We start from the raw sequence: 17,453 nt of genomic DNA on the forward strand, positions 1-17,453 counted from the left end.
AAATAGTGTTTTCGGACATGGCTATGATAGGGTAAATTTAATCATTAGTGACGAATAGGGGGACTTCTGCGTGAAAAAAGGCATTTTAACACTTTTACTTTTTTTTCTCATCGCTATGATCACCATTCCATTGACCACGAAGGCCAAAACGGTGAATCAGGATAAAGTCGAGGTAGAAATTGGTCTCATAGGTAGTGATCATCATTTTGTCTATAAGATTCCGAAGCATTTACATAAGGATATGCCCTATGCAGAAATGAAAAATGGCATTCAAGCTTCCTTAGCTAATCATTGGAAAATTGGAGAGACTCGTTATGAGGCCAACAAATCCGATGTTGCCTATACCTTTTATATTCAGGATTTATTTCAAGAAAAGCAGGATGGTCAGCTAAAAGTAGCTATACCCTATCGTCATCTAGTAGGGATGTTTGGCGAGCAAGATCCTATTCAATTGCGTATTTTAGCAAGTAAATTATCCAAGTGGACTGTCAATACAAAGGATTGGACAGCGCTTGGCTTTATGGAGCCCTTTACTTTTTTGAGTGAACGTGAATATGTCTATGAGGGAGCAGTCCAAGAGTTATTAAACCAAAGAGTAGGCCATTTTGATGGCACCATTCAAAAAAGTCAGTTGCTTGTATACAGTGTCATTTATTTTTGCTTTATGGCCATCCAACTGCTTGCTTGTCTTATTTTATCCAGACGGTTAAAAAGGAAAATCATTGAAAATCCAGACAATATGCATCAGTTCCGTAAACTCAATTACCTGTATCAATTGGTGCCGATCTTGATTATTGTCGCACAAATCGTGTTCCTTGTATTATCGGGTCTGATTACAGCATTTGGATTATACTTTAGTCCTGGCATTGATTTATTAGTGATTGTTGGACCTGTTTTATTAAATATCATCCTGCTGCCCACTTTTTTCGTCACAACAGAGAGTGAAATTTCAAGGGAGCTCAACAATAATTCGTTGTGAAATGGTATAATGATCAACAGCAAACTTGAAGGAGCTGTTGAAGAAAAATGACGCATCCAGAATTCGCGTACTTAAATTTACTACAACATATATTAGAAAATGGCACAAAGAAAGAGGATCGAACGGGGACAGGTACATATAGTGTCTTTGGGTATCAAATGCGTTTTGATTTAAGCAAAGGTTTTCCTCTTCTAACGACAAAGCGTGTGCCCTTTAAGCTTGTAGCAAGTGAATTATTATGGTTCATTAAAGGGGATACCAATATCCGTTACCTATTGCAGCATAACAACCACATCTGGGATGAATGGGCATTTAAAAAATGGGTGGAATCTGATGAGTATACAGGCCCTGATATGACAGATTTTGGTCGACGCTGTTTAGTAGACGAGTCATTTAACGCATTGTATCAAAAGGAGCTTGCCTCATTTTGTGAACGTGTCTTAACAGATGATGACTTTGCACAGCAATATGGAGATCTCGGAAATGTCTATGGCAAACAATGGCGCCATTGGACAACTTCTGATGGCGAAAGCCTTGATCAGCTACAGGATGTCATTCATCAGATTAAGCATCAACCTGATTCACGCCGTATCATTGTCAATGCATGGAATCCTGAGGATGTCATTAATGCGGGCGCAAAGGGCAGTAAAGCTGCATTACCACCGTGCCATGTGATGTTCCAATTTTATGTAGCAAATGGTAAATTAAGCTGTCAGTTAATGCAAAGAAGCCTTGATACATTATTAGGCTGTCCATTCAATATTGCGTCTTACGCCTTATTAACACATTTGATCGCACATGAGTGTGGCCTAGAGGTTGGCGAATTTATTCATAGCATTGGAGATGCGCATATTTATGCGAATCATGTGGAGCAAGTGAAAGAACAGCTATCACGCGAGCCAAGAAACCTACCAACATTGCACATCAATCCAAATAAAGCATCCATCTTTGATATAGAGCTTGAGGATTTATCGATTGAAGGATATGATCCACATCCTGCGATTAAAGCACCGATTGCCGTATAATGCTAACAGCAGCCATTTTGGTTGCTGTTTTTTCAAACGAATAGCTAGGTCTAACTATTTGTTTTACGAAATAGGCAAGTAGTTGGATGACTGGATGAAAAGAAATTGATTATAGTTATTATGGTATAATTAGCATTATTTGGTATGATGGGAATAGTCCATTATATTGTAGGGGTGATAGTTGTGAAAAATACAATGGTACTTCTAGTAGATGAATATGATCGACAGCAAAGTGAGCCAGAACAAAGCATGGATTCTATGCAACATGCTTATTCTTGTAACAAGATCGAATTGTCGCAGCAGCAAATTCAAGAAATGATGCAAATCATTGAAGAGATTCGCTTGAAAGGCTATAAAGATACACTATAAATGTAAGCGCCTCCTAAGCTATAATGACTATGGAGGTGTTTTTTATGAACGTTATTTTTATCGATTCTTTATCTGGGGAAGAGCTGCTACATATGGTGTCACAAGATGTAGCAGGCATTTTGGCAGCATCACAAGGAGAAAGTGTGACATTTCCTGTAGGTCACTTTAAATATGAATTTCATAATTTAGATTTTTATGAGGAAAACGGTCAAATACGACAGGAATTAGTCATTTACGTAAAAAAAATATAAGCGATACATTAGCAACAGCATATCGGGGAACAATATATACAGGTGACAGTACTTGACTTTTTTCTGCACCTGTAACTATAATAGTTACAACGGGTGGTGATACATATGGTGAACAGTCGATTTTCGGTGGCGATCCATATTCTTTCGCTCATTGCTACAACATCTGATAAAAGTCTCCTTACGTCCGATTTTATAGCTGGAAGTGTGAATACCAATCCAGTAGTCGTAAGAAGAATGATTGGTGTACTAAAAAAAGCAGGCTTACTTTCTTCTCATTCTGGCATGGCTGGCTATGAGTTATTAGTAGAGCCTAAGGATTTAACACTCTTAGCTATTTATCAGGCAATTGATGGGCCAGAGCAGCTATTTGCCATTCATGATGAGCCAAATCCAGCGTGTGCAGTAGGTCAAAAAATCCAGCATACATTGGAGGGGGTTTATACATCTGTTTGGCTGGCAATGAAAGAGCAATTACAAGCACAGACGCTACAGGATGTGCTAGATCAGCTTCGTACTTAGACGGAGATGGTCTTCTTGTATCTAACCTGTAACTAAAATAGTTACAACTAAATCTTAGGAGGAATAAGTCATGAAAATTGCCGTAATTGGTGCAACAGGGAAAGCAGGACAAAAAATAGTAGAGGAAGCTGTACAACGTGGTCATGAGGTCACAGCCATCGTTCGTTCAGCAGCAAAAGTGACAGCTGCTATTCCAGTAATTGAAAAAGATGTGTTTGATGTGACGCAAGGTGATGTAAAAGGCTTCGATGTCGTTGTCAATGCATTCGGTGCTCCAGCTGGACAAGAAGATTTACATGTCAAAGCGGGTCGTCATTTGATCTCTATTTTCCAAGGTATTCCTACAAAATTAGTGGTTGTAGGGGGAGCGGGCAGTCTATTTGTGGACACAGAGAAAAAAGTGCGTGTGATGGATACACCGGATTTCCCAGCTATGTATTTAGCAACAGCGCAAAATCAAGGACAAAACCTACAGGATTTACAACAATCATCCATTACTTGGACATTTATTAGTCCTGCATTTTTTGATCCAGAAGGACCACGTACAGGTCACTATACAGCAGGAGTCGACCACTTATTAGTAAATGACGCGGGGGAAAGCTATGTCAGCTATGCCGATTACGCAGTGGCTGTCGTCGATGAATTAGAAAACCCACAGCACGTTAATAGCCGTTTCACAGTAACGTCAAATAAATAATAAATGCAACCGAGCGTAGGAAATGCGCTCGGTTTTTTGTGATTTTTTTGCTTTTTTGAAGGATTTTTTTCGTTTACAGAAAAATGACTGTTTACAATACGACTTTTATTAGCTACTATCAAGTGTGAGTATTACATAAAAGGAGACGACAATAATGTCAACACAACGAATAGAAAAAGATTTTTTAGGTGAGCGCGTATTACCAGCAGAGGCGTATTACGGAATTCAAACACTACGTGCTACGGAAAACTTCCCGATTACAGGCTACACAATTCACTCTTCACTTATTAAAGCAATGGGGATTGTGAAGAAGGCAGCTGCATTAAGTAATATGGAAGTACACCTATTATCAAAAGAAATTGGTGAGGCAATTGTCGAAGCAGCACAAGAAGTGATTGATGGCAAATGGGATGCTGAATTTATCGTAGACCCAATTCAAGGTGGAGCAGGTACTTCCATTAATATGAATGCCAATGAAGTCATCGCTAACCGTGCCCTAGAAATTTTAGGGAAAGAAAAAGGTGACTATCACACAGTAAGCCCAAACAGTCATGTCAATATGTCACAATCAACAAATGATGCTTTCCCAACAGCTATTCATATCGCTGTGTTAAATTTAATAGATGAATTATTAGTAACGATGGATTATATGCAATCCGTTTTCCATCAAAAAGCAGAGCAATTTGCTCATGTCATTAAAATGGGTCGTACGCATTTACAGGATGCCGTGCCAATCCGCTTAGGACAAGAGTTTGAAGCTTATTGCCGCGTGATCAATCGTGACATCGTACGCATTCGTCAAACACGTCCAAATTTATATGATGTGAACATGGGTGCAACGGCTGTCGGAACAGGCTTAAATGCCTTCCCAGACTACATTAAATCTGTTGATGAGCATCTTGCTGAAATTTCTGGTTTACCATTAAAAGGTGCAACGCATTTAGTGGATGCCACACAAAATACAGATGCCTATACAGAAGTATCAGGCGCTTTAAAAATCTGTATGATTAATATGTCTAAAATTGCTAATGACTTGCGTTTAATGGCTTCAGGTCCTCGCGCAGGCTTAGGAGAAATCCTGTTACCAGCTCGTCAACCAGGTTCTTCAATTATGCCAGGTAAGGTCAACCCAGTTATGCCTGAGGTGCTGAACCAAGTAGCCTTCCAAGTAATTGGGAATGACCATACGATTTCTCTTGCATCGGAAGCTGGCCAATTAGAATTAAACGTAATGGAGCCTGTATTAGTATTCAACCTAATCCAATCCATTAGCATTATGAATAATGTTTTCCGTGCGTTTACAGAAAACTGCTTAAAAGATATTGAAGCAAATGAAGAGCGCATGAAAGAATATGTAGAAAAAAGCGTAGGGGTGCTAACAGCAGTAAACCCTCACATCGGTTATGAAGTAGCTGCTCGTCTAGCACGTGAAGCCATTCTAACAGGTCGTTCAATTCGTGAGCTTTGCATTGAAGAAGGCGTCCTAACAAAAGAACAATTAGACTTAATTTTAGATCCATATGAAATGACACACCCAGGTATTGCGGGTTCAAGTATCATGAAATTAAAATAAAACGAGCAATGATGGACTGTAGACATGCCCTAAAAAGCTGTCTATAGTCTTTTTTTGTAGACCTTTCCTCATATAAAAATAGAGCGTATCCTTATGCGTTTTAGGATTATTCAACTATAATAATGGTATGGAATACATATTTTAGTTGGAGGAATTTGGAATGAGTTTACGAAAAAAGAGTTTACTTGGCTTTTCCGCTTTAAATGTTTTAATGATCGTTATTTTATTTATTGATTTAGCCAATGTAACGACATTAGATTGGTTTTCTACCGTGTTAACAATTGTCGGAATCGCTATTACACTATCTTACACCGTGTATGTCCACTACAAAGTGATACTGCCTATCAAACAAATTACAGAGGCTGCACAAGGAATTATGGCAGGCCAATTAGATACAGTGGTCATTGAAGTTCGTGACAATAGTGAAATTTCTCAACTAGCAAAATCCTTTTTAGAGATGCAGGAACAATTACGAACAATGACACAAAAAATTGCGCACAGCTCTACAGATTTATCGGCAAGCATCGAGGAATTATCTGCGAGTACGAATGAAATTACGCTTGCTGTGGAAGAAGTAGATCAACAAATGGAGAAGACATCAGAGGGCTTGAAGCAAGCAGCACAATCGGCTAATGATAGTGCTGAATCTATGCAAGAAACCGTTGATGGCATTGAGCGAATTACAGTAGCCACACAAGATGTGTTTGTGCATGCGAAAGATGCTAGCGAGATAGCAGGAAATGGTGCAAATATTTTACATGTGGCAAAAGAACAAATGCAATTTATTTCCTCTTCAACAGAAAAAACAAGTGGATTGATGCAGCAATTATCCCTTAAAATGTCAGATATTAAATCAATGACAGATATGATTACGACCATTACAGATCAAACAAATCTACTAGCATTAAATGCGGCCATAGAAGCAGCGCGCGCTGGAGAGCATGGTAAAGGCTTCGCCGTTGTAGCTGAGGAAGTGCGTCAATTAGCAGAACAATCCAAGCATTCTGCTACGCAAATTGTGGATTTAGTTGTAGGAATAGAAAGTGATACAAAACAAGTAGCCTCATCAGTAGAAGATGATTTGAAAAATGTTCAACAAGGAGTGTATGTCATCGACGAAGCGACCAAATCATTTGGCACGATTTCACAGCATGTTAGTCAGATGACAAGTCAACTGGAGGATATTTCGACGACAGCTGAGCAGCTTTCAAGTAGCGCCAATGAAGTGGCATCCACTGTGACAACCATCGCAGCTGGCATGGGCAAGCTATCGAATTATACAGAAGCTGTTTTACATTCAATGGATGAGCAAACAGCCTCAATGCAAGCAGTTAATCATGTCACACAGGATTTAAGTGTCCAAGCGGATAACTTACAAAAGTTAACTAACCAGTTTCAGGTTTAGGCAATGAAAAGGTATTTTTCTGGGTTTTTAAGCCCTAAATAAGCATCTTCACCAATACTACGAAAAGCCACAAAGTAGAAATGATGGACCATAAAAACACTTTCCTAGAATACATGGAAAGTGTTTTTATGGTCGAACCAGCGCAATTAGTTTCCCAGTGATCTCCTCAGATAGTGTGTAGATCGTATGCGTATCCTCGACATGCATCAAACTACTGTTTTGCCCTTTATCACCTAACCAAAGATGATAGCCATATTTGTTTCCTGCCTTGTCCACTATTTGTACATCATATTCTGGCGAAGCCATATTGACAACACCCTCGTTTTTGACAGCAGTTGCAATGGCTTGTTGGAATAGTGTAAGTGATTCTTCATCCTCATATTTTTTAATAAAATCACGGTTTATCTTGCCAAATTCAGCACCGTTAGAAATGCTGACCTTAGCTAATTCATCATCTGGTTTTTCATTACATCCTAGTAAAACAACGGCTAGTAGAGACACTAAGGCAACTATCATTATTCGCAACCACTCACCCCCTCTATAGGCTAAATAATACCACCATTTCCTGTCGTAGTTCTCACTTCTTTGTAATACATTAAATAAACGAGAGCGAAAGGGGACAGATAGTGGGCTTATTTGATGGATTGATCGGCAATGCAAGCGAGGTGAATTTAGAAAAACTACAGGAGGAGGTCCATAATTTATTAATTCCAAACGAGAAAGTCAAGAACGCCTATAAAATTATTAGAGACACATTTATTTTTACCAATAAACGATTGATCCTCATTGATAAGCAAGGAGTGACTGGCAAGAAAACAGAGTATCATTCCATTCCCTATAAAAATATCGTTCATTTTTCAGTAGAAACAGCTGGAACATTTGATTTAGATGCAGAGCTCAAAATATGGGTGTCTGGCAGTTCATTACCGATTCAAAAAAACTTCAATAAGGCGACAAATATTTATAAGGTACAAAGCGTCTTAGCACAGTATGTGTTAGGGACGTAATGAAGGTGCTAATAGTCCATGTGCACAACCAAAAGCCCGCAATAATGCGAGGCTTTTTTGTCGTGCCAGAAGCGGACGGTGTAAAGGATTTTAAGTCGGCTTCATGATTACGGTAGGCTCGAAAATACTGATAAGCGTAAATAAGAGCGCCTTGCCGAATTCTTATTCAAAGACAATCATTTCTCCGACTTCTTTAAACCCGAAGCGTTTATATATATTCTTTCCATCCTCTGATGCCTGTAAGACTACGGGCTTTTGCTTATCAATTGTTTGACTGAGTAGGAATTGAAACATCTCACACTCAGGTGGAGAAAAGTATATATACAATGTATAGACTCTTTCTCAATTGCGAAATGCAATCTCGTGAAAAATAGTAGAATGTGTACTCTACTTATCAGGTGATTAAATATGGTTATTTTCTTCTATTATAGGATTATGTTTCCATATATAATATATTATAGAGAAAGGTGTGGAGAAACTGAAAGTATCTAATCAAATGAAAGTAACTATTATTGTTTGTCTAATCGGTTTTATCTTTGTAGGTTACTTTACAGCAAAACAGTATATCCAAGTGACTAATTGTAAGGAATTATCCCGAGATGGGCTGCTGTATGACGAGGAAATGTGTTACCGCAATCATGGTAATAAACAAGAGGTAGATGATTGGGAGCAATATAAGCGAGATATGAAAGATGCTAAGTTTAAACATGACCTATACGAAGAAGTTAAAAGAATAAATAAATAAGAATAAACTAGGACTGCTCTTAATTGAGTAGTCCATTTTATTTTGGTTGTTTTCGTAAAGGTTGTTGTTATTGAGCTAACGTCGCAGTTTAGTAGAACAAGCAAAATGGATTTTTGTTCGTTTTAAATGTAAAATTTATTTAAAATTGGTATATCTTATTTTTAAGTATTAAAGTAAAGAAACAAGTTAACAAAAACATTAAAAATCAACTAAGTCTAGGGGGAACTTATGTTAATTTCTACAATAATTTTGGGTTGGATAGGAATAGTGATTTTTTTAATTATTGTTTTTACATTTCAAAAGTTGGTTAAAAATAACGAGTTTGCTTTGATACATAACTTAATGGCTTTGATGTATGCAATGTGGTTTCCTTTACCATTGACTTTGTATCAATTATTAAATTCGGAACTTCTACAAGTGGGGACAATATTTGGCTTAGTTTATTTAATTTTGCTAGTGATTACTATGACACTTCAAACAGGTCATATTACATATATAGTAAAACATAATGGTAATAAATCAATTACAGATAAACAAGGAGAGTATATGATGGCAACATTATCTAATCCTTTCGAAGGATTGGCAAATGTTTTCAAAAGTATTTGGGCATTATTTTTAGGAATTACTTTCTGGAATGGTGGAGAAATATTAATGGCAAGTATTATGTTTTTATCCAGTTTACTAATTTTTTATTATTTATTTATAGTACTGGATACAAGTTTAGTAAAGCGAGTCAAGTTATTTTCAAAGGTAAAAGCCAATAATTTTCTAGTTAATCTTGAAACGTTACTTTTCTTCATAATTTTGATGAGTTATATTACCTTTAATTCTTGATGGATGGAAGGAACGAACTTTGTGAAGAATTATACTTAGACTAATTGAGTGCTTTAGTTAAATTTCGATATACTAAATAAAAAACAATCTTTGAGAATACAGCCTTTATTTTTCTCATCCAATCTATCCAGTGTATATATCCTTAAAATCTGATGGACACAATATTTCATTCAAACCTAAACAATCGCATAGATAAACTCCGTACTCAAATCGAGTACGCAGATTCCCACAAGGGTTAATTTTTGCCTTACAGTTTGTCCAAATGATAACCTTGCAAATTGACCTCACCGACCAATTATGGAGGTCAGGTTTGCGTAAATTAGTATAATTAATAGGGTTATCTCATTAATTTGGGATAGCCCTTTTTTTGTCTTTTGACAAATACTAGAATACATATTACAATTTAAACCAGAAATACAAAAAGAATATCTACTCTACATGTATTAGTGTGTTAAATTACAATTTAATATTAATAAATAATAGGTGCGTTTATCTCTTGATAACGCTTAAAAGGGAAGTCGGTGTGAATCCGACACTGTCCCGCAACTGTAAATGTGAGCGACTTTTCAGTATCCACTGTCTTTGGACGGGAAGGAGAAAAGAAGCGATGATCATGAGTCAGGATACCTGCCTGTTACGAGTACACACCATAAACCTACGAGGAATAGGAGGTGGCATATTGACAAAACAGAATGCTCTGTTCGTCACAGTACGTCAAACGCCCATAGTAAATGAAAGGGTTCACAATCGAACTCATTCACATATACTTAGGGTTTGTTTGGCATTGTGTGATGAAAGAAGATAAAATGAAGGATTTCCTCAAAAGTAGGGAGTCCTTTTTGTTTTGAAAATATGTACGCAAAGGGGAAGCACGTATGACAAATATTCATGTAACGACAATGTTGGAAACGCCTTTTGAAGATCTGAACATTTGTAAGCAACCACGCACAGAAGTTGCCAAGAAAGCGAAAACAAGAATGGTGGTCGAGTCTCTGATCGATCAATTATTAGCAACGAAGCTGATTCGCAATGATCGCTTCTTTGAGCAAATTTTATATAATAAAGAAATTATTTGGATACAATATGGGGATGTGGACGGTCATCTTTTAGCGAAAGCAGCCATAGCAGATGAACTGAAAACAAAGACGAATAGTTTTATGATGTACATGCCGACCAATCCGATTGTCTATGAGGTCAATGGAGAAGCGTATCACTTAATTACGCGCATTGATTCTACACGCGCAAAGCCCAACCTTGACCGTCTCTCATTGGAGCCAAAGCCTGTTTTAAGTGCCGCTCGTGTCAATGACTTATTATGCTCGATTGTTATGCGCTTTTACGAAACGTATTTACACGATTTAGCGCCTCACCATGACAAACTCATCGCATTTGTACAGCAGGAATATGCCCAGTTTATTGAAGCAGTGCAAGCGTTAAATGATTATCATTTCAACTGGCATCCACGTGGCAACGGTCACGAGCTTTTACTGCAATTAATTAATCATCTACAACTTTTAAAAAGTCAGCCAGGTAAGGTACTAATTGATTTTACAAACAAGCATGACTACGTGATAGTTGAACCCGCTTATTTGATGGACAAACCAACAAAGAAGGCTGTAGGTGCACTATAAAAACAAGCCCTCCATTATTCGGAGGGCTTGTTTTGATCTTGCGCTATGAATATCCGCGAAAGCAGGAAAAATACCCGCGGAAGCAAGTGAAATACCCGCGCTAGTGCGACGAATACCCGCGAAAGCAAGTAATGCCTTCACGCGAACAAAATCACCCCATCCTACAGGCAATGCATGGCTGCCTGTGCTTCTTGCCATGGAACCGTATACCCTTTGCCCTTTGCACAAAAGATACTAGAGGAGCTATACTCAGGGTCTGCATTTTTATCGTAGCCAATCTGTGCAATCACATCCTCTGTATTATGGCACACATCATAGCCATCAAATTGGAGTGTGAGTGCACCTTTCCCATTTGTATAGGCGGCAAAGGTTGTACTGTAGCTCATTAAAGTGGCAACAGGCGCACGACCTGTTAGGATAACATTCGTTTCGGATAAAATCGGGTCATCGAATATGCCTGCTGCTTGCTGAATATCAGTCATCATACGACCGATAAAGTCGTTTGAAGCCTTCATTTTAAAGCGATAATAGGGTTCAAGTAGAACATTTTGTGCCTGCTCCAGCCCCTGACGTAGGGCACGGAAACTGGCTTCACGGAAATCTCCCCCCGATGTATGCTCATTATGCCCGCGACCTGTTAGAAGTGTAAAATGAATATCTGTTACAGGGAAGCCTGTCAGTAGCCCATGATGATCACGCTCAAACAGGTGCTTTTCAACAAGGCGCTGATTGCCTACAGATAAATGATCGGCATGACAGGCATTGCTGAAGGTATTACCTGTTCCACGTGGATTTGGCTCCATTAATAAATGAACTTCGGCATAATGCTTGAGGGGCTCGAAATGACCATAGCCTGTTACGGGGGTCGCAATGGTTTCCATATATAAAATTTGCGGCTCACCAAAGGAGACAGCTATTGAAAAACGCGTCATGAATACCTCTGTCAGGACCTCCAATTGAATGACACCCATAATATGCACATGGATTTCCTGAAATTTTTCCTGCCAGACCACACGCAAGGACGGCTCTTCAGCTTCGAGTAAACGGAAAAACTGGAGCACTTCCTTGATATGCTGATCGCCCTCATATTGAACCTTTGCCTGTAAGGTTGGGACAAGCTCATAGGGCTGGGATAGCATCGTTGTACCGATTCGATCCCCAATGTTTGCCTGGCTCAGTCCTTTGACAGCGAAAATTTCTCCTGCCTCTATCTGTTGAACGGTCTCATAGCGACTGCCGTTATAAAGGCGAATTTCGGTTACTTTTTCTGTTACTTCGCCAAATGAAAATTCATCCCGCACATGCAATGAACCCTTGACCGCCTTCATAAAGGTTAAACGTTGGTGACCATCATGACGAATTTTAAAAACCTCTCCCTCAAACGGGGCATCCTTGTCAAAATCGGTACACGTTAACAGTGGGAGCTGGTCAAGAAATTCCTGAATGCCCTCATCTTTTAAGGCAGAGCCAGCAAAGCAAGGGAAGGCACATTCATTTTTAATCATTCCCTGTAATTGAGCAAGACACTGTTCATGCTCCAATGACTCATTCAGAAAGGCATCAAGCAATTCTTCGTCGCGCTCCGCTAGCCATTCCATGATGCTATTTGATACATAGTCTGCTCGCAATGGCTCATCGATGAACAATATATGCTGTGAGCAATCTTTGCGAAGCTGGCTGATGACAGCCTCCACATTGGCACCCTCACGATCTATTTTGTTGATAAAGAAGAAGGTAGGGACATGGTATTGACGTAAAAGTTGCCATACTGTTTCTGTGTGGCCTTGTATCCCTTCAACAGCGCTAATGATCATAATGGCATAATCCATCACACGAATGGCACGCTCCATCTCAGGGGAGAAATCGACATGCCCTGGTGTATCAATCAATGTGTATGTATCATTGCCAATGCTCATACGCCCCTGCTCGGCAAATATCGTAATGCCTCGTCTGCGCTCCAGCTCGTGATTATCAAGAAAGGTATCCTGATGATCAACTCGACCACGGGCTTGGATACTATTTGTATGAAAAAGTACTTGCTCAGAAAAGGTCGTTTTCCCTGCATCCACGTGCGCAAGTACACCAATTGTTTTGTACATAAGAAATCCTCGTTTCTATAGAATGCTATCTTTTTATTGTAACAGAATACTAGCTTCTATATTTCTTGTAAAATAGTTCGTCTTTATGTCGAAATAGTGCTAATATAGTGATGATTATACTTTTAGTGTCATCCTACTGATTGCGCGATAAATTTTCTTCTGCTAGTCTATCAATAGTATTGACCATTATAGAACGTATTGGTGCAAATGGCATTTGTCATTTGCTTAAAAGGGAAATCGGTGCAATTCCGATGCTGTCCCGCAACTGTAAATGGGGAGTCTATACAGCATGCCACTGTAGGGAAACTATGGGAAGGCGTATAGATGATGAACCTAAGCCAGGATACCTGCCAGTATGTATTTTTTGACTAAGAACCACGAGGATGGTGATAGTGATACAGGTAATATACCGTTATTTCACTATGCTACTCTCTTGGCGACAAGAGGGTTTTTTTATGCCCTTCCAACCACCTAGGTAGTAAAGAAATCCCTGATTTCTTTCTATATTTTAACAACAAAGGAGAAAAGGACATGAAGAAATGGAAAAGTATATGGCTAATGATGATCATTGCCTTGATCGCTGTTTTAGGGGCTTGTAATGCAAAAGACAAAACGGAATCAGCAGTACAAGGTGAAAAGGTTGAGCCATCTGAGGCGGCAGCCGAAGTAACCATTGAAAACAATGACACAAGTCAAACATATACGGAAGCACCAACAAAAGCGATTAGCTTAAATCAGCATGTGACAGAAATCATGCTAGCACTTGGCTTAGAGGATTCTATGGTAGGGACAGCTTACTTAGATGATAAAATCTATGAGCCATTGCAAGAGGCATACGATAAAGTCCCTGTGCTTTCTGATCAATACCCAACGAAGGAGCAAGTCATTGATGCCGAGGCAGATTTCCTATATGCAGGCTGGAAAAGTGGCTTTGGCGAAAAGGGGGTAGGCACACCAGAAGAACTTGAAGAATTAGGCATCCATACGTATTTACATACGGCTTCCAACATGACAAAGCCAACATTAGAGGATATTTTCACTGATATTCGCCATATCGCAAAGATTTTCCGTATTGAGGATCGTGGCGAAGCTTTAATTGATCAAATGACGAAAGATGTAGAGGCAGTACAAGCTAAATTACCAAAAGATAGCGAAAAATTACGTGTTCTTGTGTTTGATAGCGGTGAAAAGGATGTATTTACAGCTGGTCAAAACTTTATGAATGAGCTTGTGACAATCGCAGGTGGTCAAAATATCTTTGGTGATGTGGAATCAGGTTGGACAACTGTATCGAAGGAAGATGCAGTAGACCGCAACCCAGAGGTAGTTGTCGTGATTGATTACGGTGAAACAACGGCAGACCAAAAGATCCAATTCTTAAAAAATGATCCAGCATTGAAGGAGATGGAAGCGGTCAAAAATGAGCGCTTTGTCATCCTGCCACTTTCAGCAGCGTCTGAAGGGGTTCGTGCGGCAGAGGCCATTGAAATTTTAGCCACGGGCTTCTATCCTGAAAACTTTTAATCCATTCGAGCTAGCGTTTTGCTAGCTCCTTTTTTATAAGGAGCGATAAAAATGAACGCATTTCAAAAAAATGTACCAGATCAAACATTTGAAACACTGAACCGTCATGGTGAGTTTACCCGTCTAGCCGTTAGCCCTGGCATTATTAATAAGCATTATACCCCTGCACAATTCCAAAAAATAGCCGAAATTGCTGGCGAAAAGGGGGCGATAAAGTATTCTGCTTCCTATAGTATACTCTTGTCCATACCAACGTGTGATGCCACAGAAGCGGTGCAAGCCTTACAGGAAGCGGGTCTCTATGTTGCTCCCTCTGGTCCAATCATAGCCATGAAGGCCTGCGATTTTTGTGATGGGGAGAAAATGGATGCTGCTCCAATAACCGAACAGCTCTATCATGCCCTAGCGGGGATGAAGGTACCTGCAAGAGTGCGTGTCAATATTAATGGCTGTGCATCAGCTTGCTACAATGCAGTCTATGATGATATTGGACTCGTTTACCAACAAGAAAGCTTTGATGTCTATTTAGGGGCAGTACCGATGGGAGCAAAGGCACAGGCTGGCACGTTATTCGCTAAGAGGGTAGACGTCACACAAATTGAAGATTTTTTACTGCTTCTGATCAACCTATATAAGGAGCATGCTCGCCCAAATGAGCCCTTTTACAAATTTTATCGAAGAACGAAGTACGCAGAATATTGGGAACTAGTAAAAAATTCAATTAAATAGCAGGGATATTACTTAGGGTGTCGAAGTATTGTAGTAAGGCACAGAAAATTACAATACAAAGGAGCAAGAACATGACATCGAAACAAGGGATTCAACCAGAAGATCTTTATCACTTAAAATCAGTAGCAGATCCACAGCTTTCACCAGATGGGACAGAGGTAGTTTATATAGAGACTCGTATGGACGAGAAGAAAAATGACTATATATCGAATTTGTTTTACATAAACTTGAAGGACAAAACACCACAGCAATGGACATTTGGTGAAGATAGAACGAGTTCCCCTGTTTGGTCACCAGATGGTAGTCAAATTGCATTTTTGTCAACGAGAACAGGTAAGTCACAAATATATGTTCTTTCGAAAGCAGGTGGAGAGGCAAAACAGGTGACACATTGTAAAAATGGAGCGACATCCCCTGTCTGGTCACCATGTGGCAAGAAAATTGCTTTTTCAGTCGTGCTAGGGAAAGATGAAACCATCCTAGATAAAGCGGAGGATGAGAAGAAAAAGGATAAAGAACTAAAACCACTAGAAATCGAGAAAATGAAACACAAATCGGATGCTGGTGGATTTATTGATATGGAGCAGTTTACCCATATTGCCATGGTCAATGTGGAATCAGGAGAGCTAGAACAAGTGACAGAAGGCAAAGAGTACTTCCATCTGGGTACTTGGTCGCCAGATGGCAAATACCTTACGTATTTAGCAGATAAAGCGGAGGATTTAGATTTCTCATTCAATGTGGATATCTATTTATTGGAGTTAGAAACGAAACAGAGTCACAAGCTAACAGAAGGTTCGGGTGCATATTACCAAACGGCTTGGTCACCGAATAGTCGTTATCTTTCTTTTGTAGGTGGAGAACGTGAATTTGAAAATGCCACACAAGCGAAGCTTTGGATTTATGACATGGAGCAAAAACTACTAAACTGTGTAACAAGTGAATTTGATGCGCCTGTCGGTGATTTTGTCATCGGTGATTTCCTGCAAGGTGTAGCGTCACCACGTGTTCAATGGATGAATGATAATCATAGCTTCTACTTCCAAGTCACAGATCACGGCAATGCGGCGATCTATTACGGAAATGTAGATGGCGAAATTTACCCAGCTATCCATGATGATCAATATGTTTATGGCTTCTCACTTGATGCGCAAAACGATCAGGCTATTGTGGCTATTAGCACAACGACCAATCCAGGCGATCTGTTTTATGTGAACCTAAAAACGGGTGCCAAAGAACAGTTGACGTCCATTAATGAAGAATTTTTAAAGACCAAAACATTAGCTGTTCCAGAGAGTATAGAATTTGAAGGTGCAGAAGGCTGGAAGGTCAATGGCTGGATTATGAAGCCAATTGGCTATGAAGCAGGGAAGAAGTATCCTCTCATTCTTGAAATCCACGGTGGTCCACATGCAATGTATGGCAATACCTATTTTAATGAATTCCAAATCCTTGCTGCACAAGGCTTTGCAGTGCTTTACACTAATCCGCGTGGTAGTCATGGCTATGGCCAAAAATTTGTTGATGCAGTACGTGGCGATTATGGTGGTAATGATTATGCGGACTTAATGGCAGCGGTAGACTACGCTCTGGAGCACTATGATTTTATTGATCAGGATCGTCTAGGAGTAACTGGCGGAAGCTACGGTGGTTTTATGACTAACTGGATTGTGGGCCATACAAATCGCTTTAAAGCAGCTGTGACGCAGCGCTCCATTTCGAACTGGATTAGCTTTGCTGGTGTCAGTGATATCGGCTATTACTTTACAGACTGGCAAATTCAAGCAGGGCTCGATGATATAGAGAAGCTATGGCATCATTCGCCGCTGAAGTATGTAGACAAAGTGGAGACACCATTATTGATTTTACATGGTGAAAAAGACTATCGTTGTCCAATTGAGCAGGCAGAGCAATTGTTTATCGCCTTAAAGTATCGTAAAAAACAAACAAAATTCGTGCGTTTCCCTGAGGCGAATCATGAACTGTCAAGAAGTGGAAAGCCCACATTGCGAATTAATCGACTTGAATATATTCGTGATTGGTTTGTGAAATATCTATAATAGGGT

At 39.5% G+C, this 17,453-nt stretch carries 17 protein-coding genes, 1 pseudogene and 2 riboswitches; of the genes and pseudogenes, 15 read left to right on the forward strand and 3 right to left on the reverse strand.

Annotation, left to right across the window (positions count from 1 at the left end; all coding sequences use genetic code 11):
• Nucleotides 1-70: 70 nt before the first annotated feature.
• The 8 genes from LCP48_RS11190 (at nucleotide 71) to LCP48_RS11225 (ending at nucleotide 6,818) form a co-directional block, all read left to right on the forward strand.
• Entirely contained in the window at nucleotides 71-979 is a 909-nt protein-coding gene (locus LCP48_RS11190; protein ID WP_004230246.1) for a hypothetical protein, read from the forward strand.
• Between the two features lie 47 nt (nucleotides 980-1,026).
• The gene (locus tag LCP48_RS11195; protein ID WP_004230245.1) at nucleotides 1,027-2,004 is read left to right on the forward strand and encodes a thymidylate synthase; all 978 of its coding nucleotides are present in this window, start codon (nucleotides 1,027-1,029) and stop codon (nucleotides 2,002-2,004) included.
• A gap of 183 nt (nucleotides 2,005-2,187) precedes the next feature.
• Complete coding sequence (locus LCP48_RS11200; RefSeq protein WP_225340986.1) at nucleotides 2,188-2,373, forward strand: hypothetical protein; 186 nt, start codon at nucleotides 2,188-2,190, stop codon at nucleotides 2,371-2,373.
• A 44-nt stretch (nucleotides 2,374-2,417) separates the two neighbouring features.
• Nucleotides 2,418-2,624 (forward strand): thymidylate synthase, encoded by a 207-nt coding sequence (locus tag LCP48_RS11205; RefSeq protein ID WP_225340987.1) that lies wholly within the window; start codon nucleotides 2,418-2,420, stop codon nucleotides 2,622-2,624.
• 105 nt (nucleotides 2,625-2,729) lie between these two features.
• On the forward strand, nucleotides 2,730-3,143 hold the full coding sequence (locus LCP48_RS11210; RefSeq protein WP_004230242.1) for an Rrf2 family transcriptional regulator: 414 nt from the start codon (nucleotides 2,730-2,732) through the stop codon (nucleotides 3,141-3,143).
• 70 nt (nucleotides 3,144-3,213) lie between these two features.
• Nucleotides 3,214-3,840, forward strand: coding sequence for an NAD(P)-dependent oxidoreductase (locus tag LCP48_RS11215; RefSeq protein WP_225340988.1), 627 nt, complete (start codon nucleotides 3,214-3,216; stop codon nucleotides 3,838-3,840).
• Nucleotides 3,841-3,994: 154 nt separating this feature from the next.
• Nucleotides 3,995-5,413 (forward strand): aspartate ammonia-lyase, encoded by a 1,419-nt coding sequence (gene aspA / locus LCP48_RS11220; RefSeq protein WP_004230240.1) that lies wholly within the window; start codon nucleotides 3,995-3,997, stop codon nucleotides 5,411-5,413.
• A 160-nt stretch (nucleotides 5,414-5,573) separates the two neighbouring features.
• Nucleotides 5,574-6,818 carry a methyl-accepting chemotaxis protein gene (locus LCP48_RS11225; RefSeq protein WP_216486291.1) on the forward strand — a complete coding sequence of 415 codons (1,245 nt, stop codon included), beginning with the start codon at nucleotides 5,574-5,576 and terminating at the stop codon, nucleotides 6,816-6,818.
• A 126-nt stretch (nucleotides 6,819-6,944) separates the two neighbouring features.
• Here the strand turns inward: LCP48_RS11225 and LCP48_RS11230 are convergent, their stop codons facing one another.
• A complete protein-coding gene (locus LCP48_RS11230) occupies nucleotides 6,945-7,334 on the reverse strand; it encodes a YhfM domain-containing protein (RefSeq protein ID WP_004230237.1) in 390 nt (129 codons plus the stop codon).
• 110 nt (nucleotides 7,335-7,444) lie between these two features.
• Here LCP48_RS11230 and LCP48_RS11235 point away from each other — a divergent pair, with 110 nt between their 5' ends.
• Complete coding sequence (locus LCP48_RS11235) at nucleotides 7,445-7,825, forward strand: PH domain-containing protein (protein ID WP_004230236.1); 381 nt, start codon at nucleotides 7,445-7,447, stop codon at nucleotides 7,823-7,825.
• Between the two features lie 162 nt (nucleotides 7,826-7,987).
• On the opposite strand, the pseudogene LCP48_RS11240 reads toward LCP48_RS11235, so the two are convergent.
• Nucleotides 7,988-8,122: pseudogene (locus LCP48_RS11240) on the reverse strand (acetyltransferase); the annotation flags it as partial.
• A 172-nt stretch (nucleotides 8,123-8,294) separates the two neighbouring features.
• Between LCP48_RS11240 and LCP48_RS11245 the strand changes: the two are divergent.
• The 3 genes from LCP48_RS11245 to LCP48_RS11255 all read left to right on the forward strand — a co-directional run bounded on the left by LCP48_RS11245 (nucleotide 8,295) and on the right by LCP48_RS11255 (nucleotide 11,035).
• Nucleotides 8,295-8,570, forward strand: a complete 276-nt coding sequence (locus LCP48_RS11245; RefSeq protein WP_009371280.1) for a hypothetical protein — start codon at nucleotides 8,295-8,297, stop codon at nucleotides 8,568-8,570.
• Between the two features lie 228 nt (nucleotides 8,571-8,798).
• Nucleotides 8,799-9,404, forward strand: a complete 606-nt coding sequence (locus LCP48_RS11250; protein WP_004230232.1) for a hypothetical protein — start codon at nucleotides 8,799-8,801, stop codon at nucleotides 9,402-9,404.
• Between the two features lie 464 nt (nucleotides 9,405-9,868).
• A riboswitch (cobalamin riboswitch) is annotated at nucleotides 9,869-10,053 on the forward strand.
• Between the two features lie 226 nt (nucleotides 10,054-10,279).
• Nucleotides 10,280-11,035: a hypothetical protein gene (locus LCP48_RS11255; protein ID WP_225340989.1), complete on the forward strand. Its 756-nt coding sequence runs from the start codon at nucleotides 10,280-10,282 to the stop codon at nucleotides 11,033-11,035.
• A gap of 161 nt (nucleotides 11,036-11,196) precedes the next feature.
• On the opposite strand, the gene LCP48_RS11260 is transcribed toward LCP48_RS11255, so the two are convergent.
• Nucleotides 11,197-13,134, reverse strand: coding sequence for an elongation factor G (locus tag LCP48_RS11260; protein ID WP_225340990.1), 1,938 nt, complete (start codon nucleotides 13,132-13,134; stop codon nucleotides 11,197-11,199).
• Nucleotides 13,135-13,316: 182 nt separating this feature from the next.
• Nucleotides 13,317-13,503: riboswitch (cobalamin riboswitch) on the forward strand.
• 162 nt (nucleotides 13,504-13,665) lie between these two features.
• Between LCP48_RS11260 and LCP48_RS11265 the strand changes: the two genes are divergently transcribed.
• From LCP48_RS11265 to LCP48_RS11275, 3 genes are all read left to right on the forward strand, one after another.
• Nucleotides 13,666-14,658, forward strand: coding sequence for an ABC transporter substrate-binding protein (locus LCP48_RS11265; protein WP_004230227.1), 993 nt, complete (start codon nucleotides 13,666-13,668; stop codon nucleotides 14,656-14,658).
• Nucleotides 14,659-14,709: 51 nt separating this feature from the next.
• Nucleotides 14,710-15,387 carry a precorrin-3B methylase gene (locus LCP48_RS11270; protein WP_004230226.1) on the forward strand — a complete coding sequence of 226 codons (678 nt, stop codon included), beginning with the start codon at nucleotides 14,710-14,712 and terminating at the stop codon, nucleotides 15,385-15,387.
• 71 nt (nucleotides 15,388-15,458) lie between these two features.
• Nucleotides 15,459-17,447, forward strand: a complete 1,989-nt coding sequence (locus tag LCP48_RS11275; RefSeq protein ID WP_004230225.1) for a S9 family peptidase — start codon at nucleotides 15,459-15,461, stop codon at nucleotides 17,445-17,447.
• Nucleotides 17,448-17,453: the final 6 nt, after the last annotated feature.

Origin of the sequence: Lysinibacillus capsici, from assembly GCF_020217405.1 — a bacterium.
GTDB lineage: Bacteria > Bacillota > Bacilli > Bacillales_A > Planococcaceae > Lysinibacillus > Lysinibacillus capsici.

Excerpts from the sequence above, each read along its gene's own strand:
- LCP48_RS11260 (WP_225340990.1), bottom strand. The coding sequence starts at position 13,134 with ATGTACAAAACAATTGGTGTACTTGCGCACGTGGATGCAGGGAAAACG.
- LCP48_RS11195 (WP_004230245.1), top strand. The coding sequence starts at position 1,027 with ATGACGCATCCAGAATTCGCGTACTTAAATTTACTACAACATATATTA.
- LCP48_RS11215 (WP_225340988.1), top strand. The coding sequence starts at position 3,214 with ATGAAAATTGCCGTAATTGGTGCAACAGGGAAAGCAGGACAAAAAATA.
- LCP48_RS11230 (WP_004230237.1), bottom strand. The coding sequence starts at position 7,334 with ATGATAGTTGCCTTAGTGTCTCTACTAGCCGTTGTTTTACTAGGATGT.
- LCP48_RS11270 (WP_004230226.1), top strand. The coding sequence starts at position 14,710 with ATGAACGCATTTCAAAAAAATGTACCAGATCAAACATTTGAAACACTG.
- LCP48_RS11225 (WP_216486291.1), top strand. The coding sequence starts at position 5,574 with ATGAGTTTACGAAAAAAGAGTTTACTTGGCTTTTCCGCTTTAAATGTT.
- aspA (WP_004230240.1), top strand. The coding sequence starts at position 3,995 with ATGTCAACACAACGAATAGAAAAAGATTTTTTAGGTGAGCGCGTATTA.
- LCP48_RS11205 (WP_225340987.1), top strand. The coding sequence starts at position 2,418 with ATGAACGTTATTTTTATCGATTCTTTATCTGGGGAAGAGCTGCTACAT.
- LCP48_RS11250 (WP_004230232.1), top strand. The coding sequence starts at position 8,799 with ATGTTAATTTCTACAATAATTTTGGGTTGGATAGGAATAGTGATTTTT.
- LCP48_RS11210 (WP_004230242.1), top strand. The coding sequence starts at position 2,730 with ATGGTGAACAGTCGATTTTCGGTGGCGATCCATATTCTTTCGCTCATT.
- LCP48_RS11265 (WP_004230227.1), top strand. The coding sequence starts at position 13,666 with ATGAAGAAATGGAAAAGTATATGGCTAATGATGATCATTGCCTTGATC.
- LCP48_RS11255 (WP_225340989.1), top strand. The coding sequence starts at position 10,280 with ATGACAAATATTCATGTAACGACAATGTTGGAAACGCCTTTTGAAGAT.
- LCP48_RS11275 (WP_004230225.1), top strand. The coding sequence starts at position 15,459 with ATGACATCGAAACAAGGGATTCAACCAGAAGATCTTTATCACTTAAAA.